This is a genomic window from Mycobacterium timonense (assembly GCF_025821985.1).
GTDB lineage: Bacteria > Actinomycetota > Actinomycetes > Mycobacteriales > Mycobacteriaceae > Mycobacterium > Mycobacterium avium.
Genome location: NZ_JACKSY010000038.1, coordinates 187,079 through 206,879, shown reverse-complemented (window position 1 = coordinate 206,879; position 19,801 = coordinate 187,079). Strand labels below are relative to the sequence as shown.

Here is a 19,801-nt window from a genome sequence, read left to right as displayed (position 1 = left end):
CGGCTCCTGCAACGGACGGCCCGACATCCGCCCATGGCGACTAGTTATCGACTTATGCCCCAGAGCAGATCCTAAGGCACCCTTAGCGTTGGAAGCCGGAATTTACGCAAACCTTATTTCCCGAATCCGGTCCTGCGGAGGCGTCGGCGACGACGGCGCTAGCAGCCCTTGAGCCGCGCCGACAGGTAGTCGGCCACGGCGTCCATGCCGATCCGCTCCTGGGACATGTCGTCGCGCCGGCGCACCGTCACGGCGTTGTCCTCCAGCGAGTCGAAATCCACCGTCACGCAAAACGGTGTGCCGATCTCGTCCTGGCGCCGATACCGCCGGCCGATGGCGCCCGCGTCGTCGAATTCGATATTCCAGAACCGGCGCAGCTCGGCCGCCAGGTCGCGGGCCTTGGGACTCAGGTCGGCGTGCCGCGACAGCGGAAGCACCGCCGCCTTGACCGGAGCCAGCCGCGGGTCCAGCCGCAACACGGTGCGCTTTTCCATCTTGCCCTTGGCATTCGGCGCCTCGTCCTCGACGTAGGCGTCGATCAGAAAGGCCATGAACGACCGGGTCAGGCCGGCCGCCGGCTCGATCACGTACGGGATGTAGCGGGAGTCGGTGGCCTGGTCGTAGAAGGACAGGTCGACCCCGGAATGCTTTGAGTGCGTGGACAAGTCGAAGTCCGTGCGGTTGGCGACCCCCTCCAGCTCGCCCCACGGGTTACCGGCGAAGCCGAACTTGTACTCGATGTCGACGGTGCGGTCGGAGTAGTGCGACAGCTTGTCGGCGGGATGCTCGAACAGCCGCAGGTTCTGCGGATCGATACCCAATTCGACATACCATTGCAGCCGGGTGTCGATCCAATACTGATGCCATTCCTTGGCGGTCGAGGGCTCGACGAAGAACTCCATTTCCATTTGCTCGAACTCGCGGGTGCGGAAAATGAAGTTGCCCGGGGTGATCTCGTTGCGAAAGCTCTTGCCGATCTGGCCGATACCGAACGGCGGCTTCTTGCGTGCGGTCGTCACCACGTTGGCGAAGTTGACGAAAATACCCTGCGCGGTCTCCGGGCGCAGATAGTGCAGGCCTTCCTCGGTCTCGATGGGTCCGAGGTAGGTCTTGAGCATCATGTTGAACTCGCGCGGTTCGGTCCACCGGCCGGGTTCGCCGGTGTCCGGGTCGCGGATGTCGGCCAGCCCGTTGGGCGGCGGGTGGCCGTGTTTGGCCTCGTAGGCCTCGATGAGATGGTCGGCGCGGTAGCGCTTGTGGGTGATCAACGACTCGACCAGCGGGTCGTGGAAGACCTCGACATGGCCGGAGGCCACCCACACCTGGCGGGGCAGGATGATCGACGAATCCAGGCCGACGACGTCCTCGCGGGCGGTGACCACCGAGCGCCACCATTGCCGCTTGATGTTCTCCTTGAACTCCACGCCCAGCGGGCCGTAGTCCCAGGCCGAGCGGGTGCCACCGTAGATCTCCCCCGAGGGATAGACGAAGCCGCGCCGTTTGGCCAGGTTCACTACGGTGTCGATGACGGACGCCACGAGGCGGTGCACTCCCTTTCCGGGTTCGGGCGGGCACGCGCGGCGATCGACCGCGGTGCGCAGAGCATCAGTCATGGTAGCGATCGGCCCCGCCACCTTTGACATGCGTCATCATGCATGTGACAGTGGAAGCCGGCCGGTCGCGATACTCAACGGCGGATGCTTTCCCACTACCTGGCAATTCTCGAGGTGATGCCGCTCCCATGACGATGTCCCCCTCACCTGCTTCGATGCCGGCAGCCACCGACGGCGACATGGGACCGGAGCCGGGCCTGCCCGCCCACGACCACGACGGGCTCGCCGCCGCGGGCCACCCCGGTCCGGCCGACTACCCCGTCCCGCCGCCGCGGGACATCCTCGACGCCGCCGGCGAGCTGTTGCGGGCGCTGGCGGCGCCGGTGCGGATCGCGATCGTGCTGCAGTTGCGCCAGTCCCATCGCTGCGTGCACGAGCTGGTCGACGCGCTCGGGGTGCCCCAGCCGCTGGTCAGCCAGCACCTGAAGATCCTCAAGGCGGCCGGTGTGGTCGCCGGGGAGCGGTCCGGACGCGAGGTGCTCTACCGGCTCGCCGATCATCACCTCGCGCACATCGTGGTCGACGCCGTCGCCCACGCCGGCGAAGAGCCGCGCCCATGACGCCGTCCGGCGACGGGGCAGGAGTCAGTGTCCGCTCCACCCGGCAGCGCGCCGCGATCTCCACCCTGCTGGAGACCCTCGACGACTTCCGCTCCGCCCAGGAGTTGCACGACGAGCTGCGCCGCCGTGGCGAGAACATCGGGCTGACCACCGTCTACCGCACGCTGCAGTCGATGGCCGCCGCGGGCCTGATCGACACGCTGCGCACCGACACCGGCGAGTCGGTGTACCGCCGATGTTCCGAGCACCATCACCACCACCTGGTGTGCCGCAGTTGCGGGTCCACCATCGAGGTGGGCGATCACGAGGTCGAGGAGTGGGCCACCGCGGTGGCCGCCAAGCACGGTTTCTCCGACGTCAGCCACACCATCGAAATCTTCGGCACCTGCTCGGAGTGCCGGTAAACCGCGCCGAACGTGACGCTAGTTTCACGTTCGCGGTCGAGCGTGAAACTAGCTTCACGCTCGGCAGGCGGGAAGGACTCAATCGGTCAGGGTGTGACGGATCCGGGCGCCGGTATCGAGCACCAGCAACACCAGGGTGCGCAGCGCGTCGTCGGTCAGGCCGGCGCCGGGAAAGTTGTAGCGCAGCATCACGTCGGCGAGCTTGGCGGTGTTCTTGCCCGAATTGCGCTGCACCGCAGTCTTGTTGACCTTCTCGACCACGCTCACGCTGCCGAAGTTGGCATCCCGGGCCTGCCTGGCCACGTGGTCGCTGACCTTCTTGGTCAGCGGCAGGTCCCAGGCCAGGATCTGGGTGAGCGACACCAGGTCGAGGTCCTCGGCGATGTTGACCACCCGCAGCGAGGCGATGGTGCCCTGGTGGTGGACGGTCAGCGCGCCGTCGGATTCCTCCTGCGACGGCAGCACCTCGCGCAGCACCGATGCCAGACGCTCTTGCAGCGAGGACATTATGCGCTCCCGAATCTGCGGTTGCGGGAAGCGTATTCCTGGCAGGCGGCCCACAGATCGCGGCGGTCGTAGTCGGGCCACAACTTGTCCTGGAAGATGTATTCGGCGTAGGCGGCCTGCCACAACATGAAGTTGCTGGACCGCTGCTCCCCCGAGGTCCGCAAGAACAGGTCCACATCGGGGATGTCGGGCCGTTGCAGGTGATGCGCCACGGTGGACTCGGTGATGCGCTCGGGGTTCAACCGGCCGGCGGCGGCCAGCCGGGCGATTTCCTTTGTGGCCTCGGCAATTTCGGCCCGGCCCCCGTAGTTGACGCAGTAGTTGACGGTGATGACGTCGTTGCGCTTGGTCATCTCCTCGGCGATCGCCAATTCGTTGATCACGCTGCGCCACAGCCGGGGCCGCGAACCCACCCAGCGGATCTTGACCCCTATCGTGTTCAGGTTCACCCGTCGCATCCGCACCACGTCGCGGTTGAAGCCCATCAAAAACCGGACCTCTTCGGGGGACCGCTTCCAGTTCTCGGTGGAAAAGGCGTACAGGCTGAGCCACTTGATGCCGATTTCGATTGCGCCGCAGACGATGTCGATGACCACCGCCTCGCCGGCCTTGTGGCCGTCGGTGCGTGACATGCCCCGTTCGGTGGCCCAGCGGCCGTTGCCGTCCATCACGATGGCCACGTGGTTGGGCAGTCGGTCCGCGGGGATGCGCGGCGCTGCCGCCTTGGAGATGTGCTGCGGCGGCCGGCTCGGCCCGCCGCCGGGCGACGGCGGCAACTCGGGGAAGACCACCGGCCACGTCGACTTGTCCGGGAACACCGGGTAGTCGTCGGGCGCCGGGGGCAGCTGCGGGAAGCCGGTCGACTTCGGGGCGCGCTCGGCTCTAACCACAGTCCATATCCTGCCCGATCAGCGTGGCGCGCTGGTCGGCGATGGTGCGGTCGATGTGATAGGTCCGCTCGACGAGCGGCAACGTCTTGAGCTGGCGCTCCAGATGCCATTGCAGGTGCGCGGCCACCAGGCCGCTGACGTAGTTGCGGTGCGATTGCGGCGTCTGCTCGGCGAACTCCCAGTCGCCGTCGTGCAACGCCGACATCAGGTCCAGCACGCCGGGAGGCGGTGTCGTCGAACCGGCCGGGCGGCAGTGCGGGCACACGCTGCCGCCGGCGCCGACGTGGAACGCCCGATGCGGGCCGGGGGTGGCGCAGCGGGCGCACTCGGTCAGCGCCGGCGCCCATCCGGCGATGCCCATCGCGCGCAACAGGTAGGCGTCCAGCAGCAGGTCCCGGGACCGGCGGCCGTCGGCCACCGCCCGCAACGCGCTCACCGTGAGCCCGTGCAGGGCCGGGGCGGGGGCGCGCTCCTCACCGGCGAGGCGTTCGGCGGTTTCCAGCATCGCGCACGCGCAGGTGTAGCGGCCGTAATCGCTGACGATGTCGGTGGCGAACGCGTCGATCGAGACGACCTGGGTGACGATGTCGAGGTTGCGGCCCGGATGCAACTGCGCGTCGATATGGGCGAACGGCTCCAGCCGCGCGCCGAATTTGCTGCGGGTGCGGCGTACCCCCTTGGCCACCGCGCGAACCAGCCCGTGGTCCCGGGTCAACAGGGTGACGATCCGGTCGGCTTCGCCGAGCTTGTGCTGGCGCAGCACAACAGCTCGGTCTCGATACAGCCGCATCCCAATAGTTTTGCACCCCGCCGCGACATTGCGGGGATCCGCGCCGTTAGTCTCGTACCCCGTGATTGGCGCTTCTGAGTCGGGTTCCGGGGCGCTTTCCGGCTCGGGTTCCGGATCCGGCAACCGGCGCCTGCCCACCCTGACTGACCTGCTGTATCAGCTGGCCAGCCGGTCGGTGAGTTCCACCACACTGGTGGGTCGCTCGCTGCACGCCATCCATGCCAGCCAGCCCACGCTGAACGCCTTCCGGGTGGTGCTCACCGAGTCGGCGCTGGCCGACGCCGCCGAGGCCGATCGGCGCCGCGCGGCCGGGGACACCGCCCCGCTGCTGGGCATTCCGATCGCCGTCAAGGACGACGTCGACATTGCCGGCGTGCCCACCGCCTTCGGCACCGAGGGCTCGGTGCCGCCCGCCACGCACGATGCCGAGGTGGTTCGCCGCCTCAAGGCCGCCGGCGCGGTGATCGTCGGCAAAACCAACACCTGTGAACTCGGGCAATGGCCGTTCACCAGCGGACCGGGCTTCGGGCACACCCGCAATCCCTGGTCGCGCCGGCACACCCCGGGCGGATCGTCGGGCGGCAGCGCCGCGGCGGTGGCCGCGGGCCTGGTGACCGCGGCCATCGGGTCCGACGGCGCCGGCAGCATCCGCATCCCGGCGGCGTGGACGCATCTGGTGGGCATCAAGCCGCAGCGCGGACGCATCTCGACCTGGCCGCTGCCGGAGGCGTTCAACGGGATCACGGTCAACGGCGTGCTGGCCCGCACGGTGGCCGACGCGGCGTTGGTGCTCGACGCGGCGTCCGGCAACGTCGACGGCGACCGGCACAAACCGCCCCCGATCACCGCCTCCGACTATGTGGGCAAGGCGCCCGGTCCGTTGAACATCGCGCTGTCGACCCGGTTCCCCTACACGGGGTTTCGGCCGAAGCTGCATCCGGAGATCCTGGCCGCGACCCGTGCGGTGGGCAAGCAACTCGAGCTGCTGGGCCACACCGTGGTGCCGGGCAACCCGGACTACGGCATGCGGCTGTCGTGGGATTTTCTCGCCCGCTCCACCGCCGGCCTGCGGGACTGGGAGGAGCGGTTGGGCGACGGCGTGGTGCTGGACCCCCGCACGGTGGCCAACTTGCGGCTGGGTCATCTGCTGGGACAGGCGATCCTGCGCAGCGCCCGCCGCCACGAGGCCGCCGACCAGCGCCGGGTGGGCTCGATCTTCGACATCGTCGACGTGGTGCTGGCGCCGACCACCGCGCAACCCCCGCCGCTGGCCCGCGCCTTCGACCGGCTCAGCGGCTTCGGCACCGACCGCGCCATGATTGCGGCGTGCCCGCTGACCTTCCCGTGGAACGTGCTGGGCTGGCCGTCCATCAACGTTCCGGCCGGCTTCACCTCCGACGGCCTGCCGATCGGCGTGCAGCTGATGGGCCCGGCCAACAGCGAGGGCATGCTGATCTCGCTGGCCGCCGAGTTGGAGGCGGTGTCCGGGTGGGCGAGCAAACAGCCGCAGCCCTGGTGGGACCAGAGCGCCGACACTCCCCCCGCCCCCGGCCAGCCCGCGCCCACCGGGTGACGGCCGCCCGCGACGAGCGCGCCGGCGGCCGGCCGCGGCGAGTCGGCCGTGCACAACCGGGGTATCCGAGCGCAATGGACCAATCCGACGCACCTTTGCTCAACGCGCTGGCCGACTATCGCGACAAGAACCGGTACGGGTTCGCGCCGCCCGGGCACCGGCAGGGCCGCGGCACCGACGATCGGGTCCTCGCGGTGCTGGGCCGCGAGCCCTTTCTCGACGACGTGCTGGCCAGCGGCGGGCTCGACGACCGTCGCACCAGCAACGGCTACCTGCAGCGCGCGGAGGACCTGATGGCCGAAGCCGTCGGCGCCGAGATCGCCTGGTTCTCCACCTGCGGCAGCTCCCTGTCGGTGCGCGCGGCGATGATGGCGGTGGCCGGTGGCCAGGGCAGCCTGCTGGTCGGCCGGGACAGCCACAAGTCGATCGTGGCAGGGCTGATCTTCTCCGGGGTGCAGCCGCGCTGGATCACTCCCCGCTGGGACGCCGAGCGCCACTTCTCTCATCCGCCCTCGCCGCAGCAGGTCGAAGAGGCCTGGGACAAGCATCCCGATGCCGCCGGTGCGCTGGTCGTCAGCCCCAGCCCGTACGGCACCTGCGCCGACATCGCCGGCATCGCCGAGGTGTGTCATCGGCGGGGCAAGCCGTTGATCCTCGACGAGGCGTGGGGGGCGCACCTGCCGTTCCACGAGGACCTGCCGACCTGGGCGATGGATGCCGGCGCCGACGTGTGCGTGGTCAGCGTGCACAAGATGGGCGCCGGTTTCGAGCAGGGCTCGGTGTTCCACGTCCAGGGCGACCTTATCGACCGGGACCGCCTCTCGGCGTGCGCGGATCTGCTGATGACCACCAGCCCCAACGTCCTGATCTACGCGGCGATGGATGGCTGGCGCCGGCAGATGGTGCAGCACGGTCACCAATTGCTCGGCGCCGCATTGGATTTGGCGCGGCAGGTGCGCGACGAGATCGAGCTCATTCCCGATGTGGAGGTGCTCGACGACGAGCTGCTGGGCGTGCAGGCGTCCCACGACCTGGACCGCATGCAGGTGCTGATCGACGTATGCGGCACCGGCACATCGGGTTATCAGGCCGCCGACTGGCTGCGCGAGCACGCGCGCATCGACGTGGGCATGAGCGACCACCGCCGCATCCTGGCCACCTTGTCCATGGCCGACGACAAGGAGACGCTGGGCCGTCTCACCGATGCGCTGCGGGCGTGGCGCACCGCGGCGCAGGACTTCGACCCCGCCCCCCGGATCGCGCTGCCGTCGCCGGGCGAAATGCAGTTGGAAACGGTCGAATTGCCGCGCGACGCGTTTTTCGGGCGGGTGCAGGAGGTGCCGACCAAAACCGCAGCCGGCCGGATCGCCGCCGAACAGATCACGCCCTATCCCCCGGGCATCCCCGCCGTCGTCCCCGGCGAGCGGCTCAATGATGCTGTGCTGGACTACCTTTGCTCCGGGGTGGCCGCGGGGACGAACCTGCCCGACGCGGCCGATCCGTCGCTGCAGACCATCCGGGTGCTCGCCTGAGGCGTCACCCGAGCAACTGGCGCACCTCGCCGGTCACCTCGTCCACCGGCACGTCGGCCACCAGCGATGCTCGCAGCCCGCCCGGTCCGTTCGGGTGCAGTCGCGGCCGCAGACCGGGCAGGATTGCGCGTACCGACCACATCCCGCTAAAAGCCCAGCCTGCCAAGCTGTTTGGGATCGCTTTGCCAGTTCTTGGCGACCTTGACGCGCAGGTCGAGATACACCTTGGTGCCGAGCAGCTTCTCGATCTGGGCGCGCGCGGCGGTGCCGACTTCGCGCAGCCGCGCACCCCCTTTGCCGATGATGATGCCCTTCTGGCTGTCGCGTTCGACGTAGAGCAGCGCGTGCACGTCGATCAGATCGTCGCGGTCCTCCCGCGGATTGACCTCGTCGATGACCACCGCCAGCGAATGCGGCAGCTCGTCGCGAACACCCTCGAGGGCGGCCTCCCGGATGAGCTCGGCCATCAGCACCTCCTCGGGCTCGTCGGTGAGCTCCCCGTCGGGGTAGTAGGCCGGCCCGGGCGGCAGCGCCGCGGCGAGCACGTCGATCACGATGTCGACCTGCGCCCCGGTCACCGCCGAGACCGGAACGATCTCGGCTGAGTCGCCGACCAATTCGCTGACCGCGACCAACTGCGCGGCCACCCGGTCCTTGGGTACCTTGTCGATCTTGGTGACGATGGCGACCAGCGTCGTCTTCGGCGCGGTCGCGCGGATCTGCTCGACGATCCAGCGGTCTCCCGGGCCGATCGCCTCGTCGGCCGGGATGCACAGCCCAATCACGTCGACTTCGGCGTAGGTGTCGCGCACCAAGTCGTTGAGCCGCTTGCCCAGCAAGGTGCGGGGACGGTGCAGACCCGGCGTGTCCACCAGAATGATCTGGAAGTCGTCGCGGTGCACGATGCCGCGGATGGTGTGCCGGGTGGTCTGGGGCCGCATCGAGGTGATCGCGACCTTGGTGCCGACCAGCGCGTTGGTCAGCGTGGACTTCCCGGTGTTGGGGCGCCCGACCAAACACACGAAGCCGGAACGGAATTCAGTCATGATGCTCGGGTTCCTCACCGTCGGGTGACCCGTCGGATTCGACCGGGCTGAGCAGCACGGTGCCCACCCGCACCCGGCCGCGGTGATCGGTGCCGCCTTCGGCGTGCAGCCGCAAGCCGTGCGATATCACCTCGGCGCCGGGCAGCGGCACCCGACCCAGCTCCAGGGCGAGCAGGCCGCCCACCGTGTCGACGTCGAGATCGTCGTCGAACTCCACGCCGTAGAGCTCGCCGAGGTCTTCGATGGGCAGCCGCGCCGACACGCGGAACCGCTTGTCGCCCAGGTCTTCTATCGGTGCGGTCTCGGCCTGGTCGTATTCGTCGGCGATCTCGCCGACGATCTCCTCCAGCACGTCTTCGATGCTGACCAGCCCGGCGATCGCCCCGTACTCGTCGACCAGCAGCGCCATGTGGTTCCGGTCGCGCTGCATCTCCCGCAGCAACGCATCCAGCGGCTTGGAGTCCGGCACGAAGACGGCGGGCCGCATCACCTGCGACACCGGTGTGGCCCGGCCGCTGCCGCCGGGTAAGAGCGCCTGCTGCACAAGGTCTTTGAGGTACACCACCCCGACGATGTCGTCGACGTTCTCGCCGATCACCGGGATGCGCGAGTGCCCGCTGCGCACCGCCAGGTTGATCGCCTGGCTCGCCGATTTGTCGCTCTCGATCCAGATCATCTCGGTGCGCGGCACCATCACCTCACGGGCCGGGGTGTCACCGAGTTCGAACACCGACTGGATCATGCGGCGTTCCTCGGCGGCGACCACGCCGCGTTGCTGGGCCAGGTCGACGACCTCGCGCAGCTCGATCTCGGAGGCGAACGGCCCGTTGCGCAACCCCCGGCCGGGAGTGACCGCATTACCCAGCACCACCAGCAACCGGCTGATCGGCATCAGCAGCCATGAAATGACTTGCAGCGGAAGGACTGTCGTCAACGCGATGGAATAGGCGTTCTGACGGCCCAGGGTGCGCGGACCCACCCCCATGACCACGAAACTGGTCACCACCATGATGGCGGCGGCGCCGAACAGCCCCCACCTGAGCCCGAAGTTGTCGTAGAGAAACACCACCAGCAGCACGGTCGCGGTGATCTCGCAGGTGATCCGCAGCAGCACCACCAGGTTGATGTAGCGGGGCCGCTCGGACATCACCTTGGACAGCGCCACCGCGCCGGGCCGCTCGTCACGCACCAGCTCCTGCACCCGGGCCAGCGACACCGTGCTGATGGCCGCATCGATCGCCGCGAACAGGCCGCCCAAGGCGATCAACGCCACCGCACCCAGCAACTCAGACCAGCCGGTCATGAATCGGCGTTCTGCTCCTCGGACCGGCTCCGGCGGGCCAGCAGCCAGGCGATCACGCCCACCACCACCGCGAAGCCCCCGAACCGCAGCGCCAGACCCCACCCGGACTGCCTGGGCTGACCGGGCTCCTGGTGGTGGACCGCCAGCAGCACCAAAAAGCCGCCGTCGTCGGTCGGCCCGGCGCCCGGCAGCGGTTGGGTCTTGATCACCCGGATCTGGGCCGGGGCGCTGCTGGAGTTGTCGATCTGGCCCCAGGCCAGGGTGGAGTCGTCGAGCAGGAAGGTGTCCTGGCTGCCCGCGGGTTGGCTGCCGTCGTGACCCACCACCGCCACGTGGCCGACTTCGACGGTCTCACCCTTGGCGGGAATGAAGGCCGTCACGTTCTCGTACAGCTTCGGCGGCGCCGGCGGCTTGTAGTCCGGCGGCGGCGGGCCGTTGTAGCCGTTCAGCGGGATCGATCCGCCGCCGTAGAAGCTGCCCGCGGCCACATAGCTGTCGCCGACCGCGGTGAACGGGACCACGCCGACCGTCGCGGCGTCGAGCACCATCCGCGCGCCGCGCGCCAGGTAGGCCTGCTGGTAGGCGCCGTTGTAGAAGTAGCGGAAGGTGACCGCCGAATTGAGCGGGTTGTAGAGGGTGGGGCGGCGGTAGGCGTCGTCGTAGTCGATGTAGTCCCAGTGGCGGGGGCGGATCAGCCGTTGCTCGTCGACCTTGAGCACGTCGACGTTTTCCCGGTGCGCGGCCACCACGTTCTGCACCTGCTGGTTGAAGTCCACCTGGGTGGGCGGTTTGGGCGGGTTGGCCGGGTCGACGCGGGTCACCGGGGCGGCCTTGGCCGCGGCGATCGCCAGCGACGGCGCATCCAGGCCGCGGGGCGGTGCCACCACGGGGGCGTCGCGCGGCGCGTCGGGCCCGGGCGGATTGATCTCGAGCACCGGCACGGCGCCCTGGCCCGCGTTGGGCGGCGGCAACACCAGCGGGCTTTGCACCGGCACCGGGATCGGGGGCGGCTCGTAAGCCGGCACCGGCACTTCCGGGGGCCGGGTGGGCGCGTTGCTCGGCGGGCCCTGCACCCCCCGCCGGTCCTCGTTGCACACGTTGGCGGTGTGGTAGGCGTTCACGTAGAACATGCAGTGCTGGCAGGAGACCGGGTTCGACCCGGCGCCGGCACACGGCGCCGCCTGCGCCACCGGGCCGTCGACCACCACCGACAACGGCGCGAAAGCGATCGCGGCGGCCGCCAGAATCCGGAGTCGGCTCAATTTTGCGGGCATCAGTTGTCGAAATACCTTGACTTGTCCAGCAATCGGCGGTCGCGCTCCTGCTGGCGGTCCTGGTGGTAGGCCTCCACCTGATCGGCCACCCATTCCTCGAGCAACCGGTCCTGGAGGGCGAACATCTCCTTTTCCTCGTCCGGCTCGCCGTGGTCGTAGCCGAGCAGATGCAGCACCCCGTGGATGGTCAGCAGCGCCAACTCGTGCCCCAGGCTGTGCCCGGCCGCGGCCGCCTGATCGGCGGCGAATTCCGGGCACAGCACGATGTCGCCCAGCATCGCGGGCCCCGGCTCCGGGGCATCCGGGCGGCCGCCCGGCTCCAGCTCGTCCATCGGGAAGCTCATCACGTCGGTCGGCCCGGGCAGGTCCATCCAGCGCATGTGCAGGTCGGCCATCGCCGCGGTGTCCAGCAGCACCATCGACAGCTCGGCCGCCGGATTGACGTCCATCTTGGCGATGACGAACCGCGCGACGCTGATCAGCTCGGCTTCGGAGACGTCGATACCCGACTCGTTGGACACCTCAATGCTCATAGATCCCGCTCACCGCACACCATCATCGACGACCGCGCGAGCCCGACGCCCGCCGCGCCGCCCGGTTCATGGTCAGGCCGGGCTCTTCAAACTTCGCATAGGCGTCGACGATCTCCGACACCAGCCGGTGGCGCACCACGTCCACGCTGGTCAGCTCGGCGACGTGGATGTCGTCGACGCTGTCCAGGATCTCCATCGCCGAGCGCAGGCCCGACGTGGCGCCGCCGGGCAGGTCGACCTGGGTGATGTCGCCGGTGACGACGATCTTGGACCCGAAACCCAGCCGGGTGAGGAACATCTTCATCTGCTCGGCGGTGGTGTTCTGGGCCTCGTCGAGCACGATGAACGCCGAATTCAGGGTGCGGCCGCGCATGTAGGCCAGCGGCGCCACCTCGATGACCCCGGCCGACATCAGCTTCGGGATCACCTCGGGGTCCATCATGTCGTACAGGGCGTCATACAGCGGCCGCAGATACGGGTCGATCTTCTCGCTCAGCGTGCCCGGCAGAAAGCCAAGGCGCTCACCGGCTTCCACCGCCGGCCGGGTCAAGATGATGCGGCTGACCTGCTTGGTCTGCAACGCGTTGACCGCCTTGGCCATCGCCAGGTAGGTCTTGCCGGTGCCGGCCGGGCCGACCCCGAACACGATGGTGTTGGCGTCGATGGCGTCGACGTAGCGCTTCTGGTTGAGGGTCTTGGGCCGGATCGTCTTGCCGCGCCGGGACAAGATGTCCAGCGTCAGTACCTCGGCCGGTGACTCGTTGTCGGTGCCGGCCAGCATGGCGACGCTGTGCCGGACCACCTCCGGCGTCAGCACCTGGCCGTTGGCGACGATCGCGACGAGCTCGGAGATCACCCGTTCGGCGCGGGCGACATCGGCGGACTCACCGGAGATGGTGATGGCGTTGCCGCGCACGTGCAGGTCGGCGATCACGCTGCGTTCCAGGGCGCGCAGGTTCTCGTCTGCCGAACCCAGCAGGCCCATGACGATGTCGGGCGGAACATCGATGCTGATGCGAACTTGAGCGTCGGCCTGGAGGGCTCCGGCTGCGTCAGCAGCGCTGGTGTCGCGGGGCGTCACGTGGTTTTCGATGCCTGCCTTCTGAAGTTCTGGCCGATCGCGGCGATTTCTGGCGTTTTAATCCTACCGCCGCCGCGACGCTGGCCCCAATGTTCAGGCGGCGCACCGGGCGGCCCGGTCGTTGGCCGACCTGCGTTTCTGCGGCCAAAGTGCGACGAAATTACGGGCTCGCGGCGTCGTCCCAGCGCGGGGTCAGCACCCCGAGCGCGCCCAGCGCCACCGCGGCGGCCGTCGACGTGCGCAGCACCTGGGGGCCCAGCCGGACGCTCAGCGCGCCCGCCTGCCGCAGGGCGGCGAGCTCGTCGTCGGCGATACCGCCTTCGGGGCCGATCACCAGGAACAGCGACTTCGCCTGTGCCACAGGCACATCCGTAAGCCGGTCGGTGGCCGACTCGTGCAGGGCCAGCACCACCGCGCCGGCGGCCACCTCGTCGCGGATCCGCGACGTCAGCGACGCGGTGGACAGCACCCCGTCGACGGTGGGAATGTGCGGCCGGCGGGACTGGCGGGCCGCCGCCTTGGCGACCGCCCGCCAGCGGCGCAAACCCTTGTCCACCCGCGGGCCGTGCCAATTGGCCACACACCGGGCGGCCTGCCAGGCCAGGAACCCATCCGCGCCGGCCTCGGTGGCCAGTTCGACAGCCAGCTCCGAGCGCTCGGACTTCGGCAGGGCCTGTACCACGGTCACCGGCGGGTTCGGCGGCGCCACGGTCCAGCGTTCGAGCACCCGCGCCCGCAGCCCGTCGCGCCCGGCGTGCTCCACCTCGCAGCGGGCCAGCCCGCCGGCGCCGTCGCCGAGCACCAGGCGTTCCCCGGGGCGGATCCGCCGGACGGTGGCGGCGTGAAACCCCTCGTCGCCGCCCAGCACGGCCAGCGAGCCGGCGTCGGGCAGCTCGTCGGTGTAGAACAGCGTCGCGACCATGGCGGGGCCCGCGCGGCGTCGGGCTAGCGCCCGGTGAAGGTTTCGCGCAGCCGGCTGAACAATCCGCCGCCGGCGTGGGTGGAGCGGACCTCGGGGACGTCGCGGCCGCGGCGGGCCTTGAATTCGCGCAGCAGCTCGGTGTCGCGGGCGTCCAGCCGGCTGGGCACCACCACCTCGACGTGCACGTGCAGATCGCCGCGGGTGCCCGACCGCAGGTGCGGCATGCCGTGGCCGCGCAGCGTGATGACCGAACCCGGTTGGGTGCCGGGCGGAATGGTGATTTCGCTGACGCCGTCCAGGATGGCGTCGACGGTGACGGTGGCGCCCAGCGCCGCGTCGACCATCGGCACCGACACCGTGCAGTGCAGGTCGTCGCCCTCGCGGACGAAGACGTCGTGGGGCTGTTCGTGCACCTCGACGTAGAGGTCACCGGCCGGGCCACCGCCGGGACCCACCTCGCCCTGGGCGGCCAGCCGCACCCGCATGCCGTCACCCACCCCGGCGGGGATCTTGACGCTGATCTCGCGGCGGGCCCGCACCCGGCCGTCGCCCATGCACTGGTGGCACGGGTCGGGGATGACGACGCCGACGCCGCGGCAGGTCGGGCACGGCCGGGACGTCATCACCTGGCCGAGCAGCGAGCGCTGCACCGTCTGCACCTCGCCGCGGCCGCCGCAGGTGTCGCATGGCACCGGGGCGGAGTCGCCGTTGGTGCCCTTGCCGTGGCAGCGGTCGCACAGCACGGCGGTGTCGACGGTGACCTGCTTGGTCACCCCGGTGGCGCACTCCTCGAGGTCGAGCCGCATCCGCAGCAGCGAATCCGAGCCCGGCCGGACCCGCCCGATCGGGCCGCGGGAGGTGGTGCCGCCGCCGAAGCCGCCCCCGAAAAAGGCCTCGAACACATCGCCGAGGCCGCCGAACCCTCCGAAGCCGCCGCCCGCCGCGGCCGCCCCCTCCAGCGGATCACCGCCCAGGTCGACGATCCGCCGTTTCTCCGGGTCGCTGAGCACCTCGTAGGCGACGCTGATCTCCTTGAATTTCGCCTGCGCGGCCTCGTCGGGGTTGACGTCGGGATGCAGTTCGCGCGCCAGCTTGCGGTACGCGCGTTTGATCTCCGCATCGCTGGCGCCTCGGCTCACGCCGAGCAGCCCGTAATAGTCGCGTGCCACGCTTGCCTCTCCTATACCTGGTCTTTTCCGCGCCTACCCACGGTGCGGGTGCGCGCTCATCGAGCACCCAGGACTTCGCCGATATACATGGCAACCGCAGCAACGCTGGCGATAGTTCCCGGATAGTCCATCCGGGTGGGCCCCAGCACACCCATTCCCCCGTAAACGGTGTCGGAGGTGCCGTAGGCGGTGGTGACCATCGAGGTGCCCACCATCTGCTCGGCGGCCGTCTCGTGGCCGATGCGCACCGTCACCTTACCGGCCTCCTGCTGGGCGGCCAGCAACCGCAGCACCACGACCTGCTCCTCGAGCGCCTCCAGGATGGAACGCAACGAGCCGCCGAAATCGGCGGCGTTGCGGGTCAGGTTGGCGGTACCGCCCATCAGCAGGCGTTCCTCGCTGTGTTCGACCAGCGACTCCAGCAACACCGTGGCCGACCGGCCCACCGCGTCACCCAGGCCGTCGGGGCTGCGCAGCTGCTCGGCAAGGTCGGCCACCGCGACCGACGCGGCGGACAGCTTCTTGCCGACCAGCGCCTGCCCGAGCATCTCGCGCAGCCGGGACAGCTCGTGGTCGTCGATGACGTCGCCGAGTTCGACGATGCGCTGATCCACCCGGCCAGAGTCGGTGATGACGACCATCAGCAGCCGCGCCGGGGTCAGGGCGATCACCTCGAGGTGCCGCACGGTGGACGACGACAACGTCGGGTACTGCACGATGGCCACCTGCCGGGTCAGCTGCGCGAGCAGCCGCACCGCGCGGCGCAGCACGTCGTCGAGGTCGACACCCGATTCCATGAAGTTCCGGATCGCGCGCCGTTCGGCCGCCGACAGCGGCTTGACGTCGTCGAGCCGGTCGACGAATTCGCGGTAGCCCTTCTCGGTGGGGACCCGCCCGGAGCTGGTGTGCGGCTGGGTGATGTAGCCCTCGGCCTCCAGCACCGCCATGTCGTTGCGGACGGTGGCCGACGACACGCCCAGGTTGTGACGCTCCACCAAGGTCTTGGAACCGATCGGCTCCTTGGTGGCGATGAAGTCGGCGACGATGGCGCGCAGCACCTCGAAGCGACGCTCATCGGCACTCCCCACTGGCCCTCACCTCCATCGATACCGCGTTAGCTGGGTTCATTTTACGGTCTCGAGCGGCGCCGACCTCACCGTTGAAGCGCGAGCAGACGCAAAAGCTCCCCGCCGCCCGGCGTGTCGGGTGCTTTCGCGTCTGCTCGCCGGACGACCGGGGTCCCGGCTAGCCTTTCCAGCATGAAACGCTCGGCCCACCAGACCGCGTCGGGAAAGAGGCGCCGATGATTTTCAAGGGCGTGCGCGACGGCAAACCCTATCCCGAGCACAACCTGTCCTACCGGGACTGGTCGCAGATCCCGCCGCAGCAGATCCGGCTCGACGAATTGGTCACCACCACAACGGTGCTGGCGCTGGATCGGTTGCTGTCGGAGGACTCCACCTTCTATGGCGACCTCTTCCCGCACGCGGTGCGGTGGAAGGGCATCACCTATCTCGAGGACGGGCTGCACCGCGCGGTGCGGGCGGCGCTGCGGAACCGCACGGTGTTGCACGCCCGGGTGTACGACATGGACCTGCCGTTGGGCCCGTCCGGATAACCCGCGGTCACGTTTGGGCCTGGCCGCGTGTCGACCTAGTGAGGACCTTGGTCAACAGCACAACTTGCCAGGAGGATCGCCATGTCACGGCTGCCGGGAGTGTCCGACCGCGACGCCGGCCTGGGCGCCAGGATCGCCTTCTTCTTCACCAGGCGCAAGCTCGCCCAGATGACCGGGCTGGAAACCGCGGGGATGCTGGAACCGCTGCGCATGTATGCGCATATCCCGAGACTGCTCAACGCCTACGGCAGGTTGGAGCAGGCCGAGTCCAGGCTGGACATCCTGTCGCCGCGGCACCGCGCGCTGGCCGAGCTGAAGGCGGCGACGACGGTGCGCTGCGAATACTGCATCGACCTGGGCTCCCAGATCGCCCGGCGATGGGGAATCACCGACGAGGAACTGCTGGCCATGGCCGACTACCGCGACGCCGCATGCTTTTCCGACGTCGACAAGCTGATCCTGGAATACGCCACCGCGATCAGCCGCACCCCGGTCGAGGTGAGCGATGAGCTGTTCGACGCGCTGCGCGCGCACTTCGACACCGCACAACTGGTCGGCCTGACCCACGTCATCACGCTGGGCAACCTGCGCGCCCGCTTCAACATCGCGCTCGGCATCGCCTCGTCCGGGTTCTCCGGGAGCCGGGTGTGTGCGCTGCCCGACACCCCGCGGCCATGACGAGCCCGGACGCGGCGGACCTGACGGCCCGGTTCGAGGCGGCCCGGCCCCGGCTGGGTGCGCTCGCGTACCGCATGCTGGGCTCGATCGATGACGCCCAGGACGCCGTGCAGGAGGCCTGGCTGCGGCTCGACCGCAGCGGCGGCGCGGACATCGCCAACCTGGACGCCTGGCTGACCACGGTGGTGGCCCGCATCTGCCTGAACATGTTGCGCGACCGCCGAACTCGCGACGGCGCCGAGCCGGCGGCCCACCTGCCGGACCCGATCGTGGAGCCGGCCGGCGAGTTCGATCCAGAGCACCGCGCGATGCTGGCCGACGCGGTGGGGATGGCGCTGTTCGTGGTGCTGGACACGCTGCCGCCGGCGGAGCGGCTGGCGTTCGTGCTGCACGACGTGTTCGCCGTCCCGTTCGCGCAGATCGCCGCGATCGTGGACGGCACGCCGGAGTCGGCCCGCAAGCTGGCCAGCCGGGCGCGCCGACGCATCGAGCGGGCCGATCCGGTCCCGGACGGCGACCTGGCCGCGCAGCGCGAGGTGGTCGACGCCTTCTTCGCGGCGGGCCGCAGCGGGGACTTCGACCGCCTGGTGTCGGTGCTGCATCCCGACGTGGTGCTGCGCGGCGACTTCGGGCCGGCCACCGCGACGGTTCGGGTGCAGGGCGCGGCCGCGGTGGCCAAGCTGGCCCGCAGCTACGCGGGGCCCGAGCGCGAGGCGTGCGCCGCGACGGTCAACGGCGCCGCGGGTGCCGTCATCTTCGTCGCAGGCCGCGCCGCGTCGGTCATGGGTTTCGTGGTGCGCGGCGGCCGGATCCGCGCGATCGACGTGCTGGCGGATCCGGACCGCATCGCGAAACTGGAGCTGGGTGCGCTACGCGCCGATCACTGACCGGCGGCCTGCAGCAACTCCATCGCCGACGCCCGCGACAGCACCCAACCGCCCTGGTTGACGAAGGTGACGTTCTGGGTGACCGGCGAGGTCAGCTTGGGACCGGACACCGAAACGTCGGCCGTCGCCGCACCCGAGGCGGTCGGTTGGATGTTGGTCACGTCGAACGACAGCGGCAGGTCACCATTTTTGGCGGCCTTCTGCAGCTTCTTGTCGGCGACGTGCGCTTCCACACCGCTGATCCCGCCCTGCACCAGGTTGCTCTTGTTCGCGAACGGAACACTCGGGTCGGCCAGGCTGTTGAGCAGGCCGGTGAGCTGGTCGGAAGTCGGGACGTTGGCGCCCGCGACCGGCTGTGCCGGCGGCGGATCCTGCGGAAGCGGTGCGCCGACGGCGGCGAGCCGCACGGTGCCCGGCGCGCTCGGCGCCGCGGCGGCGGCCAGTCCGGCGGCGGCGCCCCCGACGATGGCCAGCGCCGCCACGCCGGTGGCAATGGTTTTGACGGTGTTCATGATTCCCCCTTCGGTGGGCACGAATGTCGACGCGCAGGTGGTACCCCGGTCGCCCTTTGTTGGATGTGGATGGTGCCCCGTTGCATCTGCTAATTCGTGTCTCGGCACCGATACGTTACGGCCTGCCGATGTGCAGGGGACATGAGCAAACTGTGCGCGGGCTGTGCGAGCCGATGGTTGCGCGGTAAGACGCCGAACCCCCATGCGCCCCTGGACGGGTGGCGCATGGGGGTCGATGACCGTCACTGCGTGTGCACGAATTCGGCGGTCCGGCAAGGGTTTACCGATGTCGGTCAGTTCATCGCGGTGGCCGCCTGGATCAGCGCGATCGCGGCGTCGTGCTGCAGGACCCAGTTGCCGCCCTGGTTGACGAACACCAGGTGCTTGTTGACCGGCCCGGCGAACTTGGGCCCCGTGATGCCGACGTCGGCTTGGGCCATGTTGGGTCCGGCCGGCGCGATGTTGGTGACGTTGAACTGCTCGGGGAAGTTCCCGTTGCGGTAGGCCTTCCGCAGGTCGTGGTCGGCCACCATACCCTCGTTCTGGCTGACGCCGTTTTCCACCAAGTTGGCCTTCTCCCGGTAGTTCACGCCCGGATCGGTCACCTGGTTGCAGAGGTTGGCCAATTGATCCGCCGTCGGCAACTGGCCCGGCGCTCCCGGCGGCAGGGGCGGCGGTGGCGGCGGGTCTTGCGGCAGCGGCGCTCCGAACGCCGCCAACTGCACGTCATGCAGACCGGTCGGCGCTGCCATGGAAGCCACACCGGCGGCCGGGCCGCCGATGGCGGTCAGCGCCGCCACGCCCGTGGCAATGGACTTCACGGTTTTCACAGGTCCCCCTTCGATGCGCATGGACCGTGGCGGGGTTTTGCGGTTGCGCCGCACGCGGTCACACGTCTTCATGGTTGAA

22 protein-coding genes are annotated in these 19,801 nt (G+C 69.4%); 7 read left to right on the top strand and 15 right to left on the bottom strand.

All coding sequences use genetic code 11. The features are described 5' to 3' along the window. Window positions 1-158: 158 nt before the first annotated feature. Window positions 159-1,550 (bottom strand): glycine--tRNA ligase, encoded by a 1,392-nt coding sequence (locus H7I87_RS11050; protein ID WP_019732215.1) that lies wholly within the window; start codon window positions 1,548-1,550, stop codon window positions 159-161. Window positions 1,551-1,792: 242 nt separating this feature from the next. Here H7I87_RS11050 and H7I87_RS11045 point away from each other — a divergent pair, with 242 nt between their 5' ends. Then, complete coding sequence (locus H7I87_RS11045) at window positions 1,793-2,173, top strand: ArsR/SmtB family transcription factor (RefSeq protein ID WP_003878320.1); 381 nt, start codon at window positions 1,793-1,795, stop codon at window positions 2,171-2,173. Then, entirely contained in the window at window positions 2,170-2,577 is a 408-nt protein-coding gene (locus H7I87_RS11040; RefSeq protein WP_003872515.1) for a Fur family transcriptional regulator, read from the top strand. Before H7I87_RS11045 ends, H7I87_RS11040 begins: the two co-directional genes overlap by 4 nt. Window positions 2,578-2,655: 78 nt before the next feature. On the opposite strand, the gene H7I87_RS11035 is transcribed toward H7I87_RS11040, so the two are convergent. The 3 genes from H7I87_RS11035 to recO are packed head-to-tail and all read right to left on the bottom strand — an operon-like array spanning window position 2,656 to window position 4,764. Continuing rightward, complete coding sequence (locus H7I87_RS11035; protein WP_011724551.1) at window positions 2,656-3,084, bottom strand: hypothetical protein; 429 nt, start codon at window positions 3,082-3,084, stop codon at window positions 2,656-2,658. Continuing rightward, window positions 3,084-3,974 (bottom strand): decaprenyl diphosphate synthase, encoded by an 891-nt coding sequence (locus H7I87_RS11030; protein ID WP_011724550.1) that lies wholly within the window; start codon window positions 3,972-3,974, stop codon window positions 3,084-3,086. The genes H7I87_RS11035 and H7I87_RS11030 overlap by 1 nt, the downstream gene beginning before the upstream one ends. Then, window positions 3,967-4,764 (bottom strand): DNA repair protein RecO, encoded by a 798-nt coding sequence (recO, locus tag H7I87_RS11025; protein WP_003878322.1) that lies wholly within the window; start codon window positions 4,762-4,764, stop codon window positions 3,967-3,969. Before recO ends, H7I87_RS11030 begins: the two co-directional genes overlap by 8 nt. Before the next feature lie 61 nt (window positions 4,765-4,825). On the opposite strand from recO, the gene H7I87_RS11020 reads away from it, so the two are divergent. Then, window positions 4,826-6,337 carry an amidase gene (locus H7I87_RS11020; RefSeq protein ID WP_023861401.1) on the top strand — a complete coding sequence of 504 codons (1,512 nt, stop codon included), beginning with the start codon at window positions 4,826-4,828 and terminating at the stop codon, window positions 6,335-6,337. 74 nt (window positions 6,338-6,411) lie between these two features. Beyond that, on the top strand, window positions 6,412-7,869 hold the full coding sequence (locus tag H7I87_RS11015; RefSeq protein WP_011724548.1) for an aminotransferase class I/II-fold pyridoxal phosphate-dependent enzyme: 1,458 nt from the start codon (window positions 6,412-6,414) through the stop codon (window positions 7,867-7,869). A gap of 4 nt (window positions 7,870-7,873) precedes the next feature. On the opposite strand, the gene H7I87_RS11010 is transcribed toward H7I87_RS11015, so the two are convergent. From H7I87_RS11010 to hrcA, 9 genes are all read right to left on the bottom strand, one after another. Continuing rightward, window positions 7,874-8,011, bottom strand: coding sequence for a hypothetical protein (locus H7I87_RS11010; RefSeq protein ID WP_011724547.1), 138 nt, complete (start codon window positions 8,009-8,011; stop codon window positions 7,874-7,876). Between the two features lie 4 nt (window positions 8,012-8,015). Continuing rightward, window positions 8,016-8,915, bottom strand: a complete 900-nt coding sequence (gene era / locus H7I87_RS11005) for a GTPase Era (protein WP_011724546.1) — start codon at window positions 8,913-8,915, stop codon at window positions 8,016-8,018. After that, on the bottom strand, window positions 8,908-10,218 hold the full coding sequence (locus H7I87_RS11000) for a hemolysin family protein (protein ID WP_003872523.1): 1,311 nt from the start codon (window positions 10,216-10,218) through the stop codon (window positions 8,908-8,910). The genes era and H7I87_RS11000 overlap by 8 nt, the downstream gene beginning before the upstream one ends. Then, window positions 10,215-11,492: a hypothetical protein gene (locus H7I87_RS10995; RefSeq protein WP_011724545.1), complete on the bottom strand. Its 1,278-nt coding sequence runs from the start codon at window positions 11,490-11,492 to the stop codon at window positions 10,215-10,217. Before H7I87_RS10995 ends, H7I87_RS11000 begins: the two co-directional genes overlap by 4 nt. Next, entirely contained in the window at window positions 11,492-12,025 is a 534-nt protein-coding gene (ybeY, locus tag H7I87_RS10990) for an rRNA maturation RNase YbeY (protein ID WP_009976249.1), read from the bottom strand. The genes H7I87_RS10995 and ybeY overlap by 1 nt, the downstream gene beginning before the upstream one ends. Window positions 12,026-12,047: 22 nt before the next feature. Then, window positions 12,048-13,106: a PhoH family protein gene (locus H7I87_RS10985; protein WP_011724544.1), complete on the bottom strand. Its 1,059-nt coding sequence runs from the start codon at window positions 13,104-13,106 to the stop codon at window positions 12,048-12,050. Window positions 13,107-13,266: 160 nt separating this feature from the next. After that, window positions 13,267-14,028, bottom strand: coding sequence for a 16S rRNA (uracil(1498)-N(3))-methyltransferase (locus H7I87_RS10980; protein WP_003876005.1), 762 nt, complete (start codon window positions 14,026-14,028; stop codon window positions 13,267-13,269). Window positions 14,029-14,051: 23 nt separating this feature from the next. After that, complete coding sequence (gene dnaJ / locus H7I87_RS10975) at window positions 14,052-15,197, bottom strand: molecular chaperone DnaJ (protein ID WP_019731900.1); 1,146 nt, start codon at window positions 15,195-15,197, stop codon at window positions 14,052-14,054. Window positions 15,198-15,253: 56 nt separating this feature from the next. Continuing rightward, window positions 15,254-16,285 carry a heat-inducible transcriptional repressor HrcA gene (gene hrcA, locus H7I87_RS10970; RefSeq protein ID WP_063967204.1) on the bottom strand — a complete coding sequence of 344 codons (1,032 nt, stop codon included), beginning with the start codon at window positions 16,283-16,285 and terminating at the stop codon, window positions 15,254-15,256. 215 nt (window positions 16,286-16,500) lie between these two features. Between hrcA and H7I87_RS10965 the strand changes: the two genes are divergently transcribed. The 3 genes from H7I87_RS10965 (at window position 16,501) to H7I87_RS10955 (ending at window position 18,380) form a co-directional block, all read left to right on the top strand. Then, complete coding sequence (locus H7I87_RS10965) at window positions 16,501-16,815, top strand: type II toxin-antitoxin system VapB family antitoxin (protein ID WP_003876002.1); 315 nt, start codon at window positions 16,501-16,503, stop codon at window positions 16,813-16,815. Window positions 16,816-16,896: 81 nt separating this feature from the next. Beyond that, on the top strand, window positions 16,897-17,493 hold the full coding sequence (locus tag H7I87_RS10960; RefSeq protein ID WP_024637522.1) for a carboxymuconolactone decarboxylase family protein: 597 nt from the start codon (window positions 16,897-16,899) through the stop codon (window positions 17,491-17,493). Further along, window positions 17,490-18,380, top strand: coding sequence for a sigma-70 family RNA polymerase sigma factor (locus H7I87_RS10955; RefSeq protein WP_011724540.1), 891 nt, complete (start codon window positions 17,490-17,492; stop codon window positions 18,378-18,380). The genes H7I87_RS10960 and H7I87_RS10955 overlap by 4 nt, the downstream gene beginning before the upstream one ends. Here the strand turns inward: H7I87_RS10955 and H7I87_RS10950 are convergent. Together H7I87_RS10950 and H7I87_RS10945 are read right to left on the bottom strand one after the other, a co-directional pair. Beyond that, window positions 18,374-18,892, bottom strand: a complete 519-nt coding sequence (locus H7I87_RS10950) for an MTB12 family secreted protein (protein WP_011724539.1) — start codon at window positions 18,890-18,892, stop codon at window positions 18,374-18,376. The genes H7I87_RS10955 and H7I87_RS10950 overlap by 7 nt on opposite strands. Window positions 18,893-19,185: 293 nt before the next feature. Continuing rightward, window positions 19,186-19,722 carry an MTB12 family secreted protein gene (locus tag H7I87_RS10945; RefSeq protein ID WP_011724538.1) on the bottom strand — a complete coding sequence of 179 codons (537 nt, stop codon included), beginning with the start codon at window positions 19,720-19,722 and terminating at the stop codon, window positions 19,186-19,188. Window positions 19,723-19,801 lie beyond the last annotated feature (79 nt).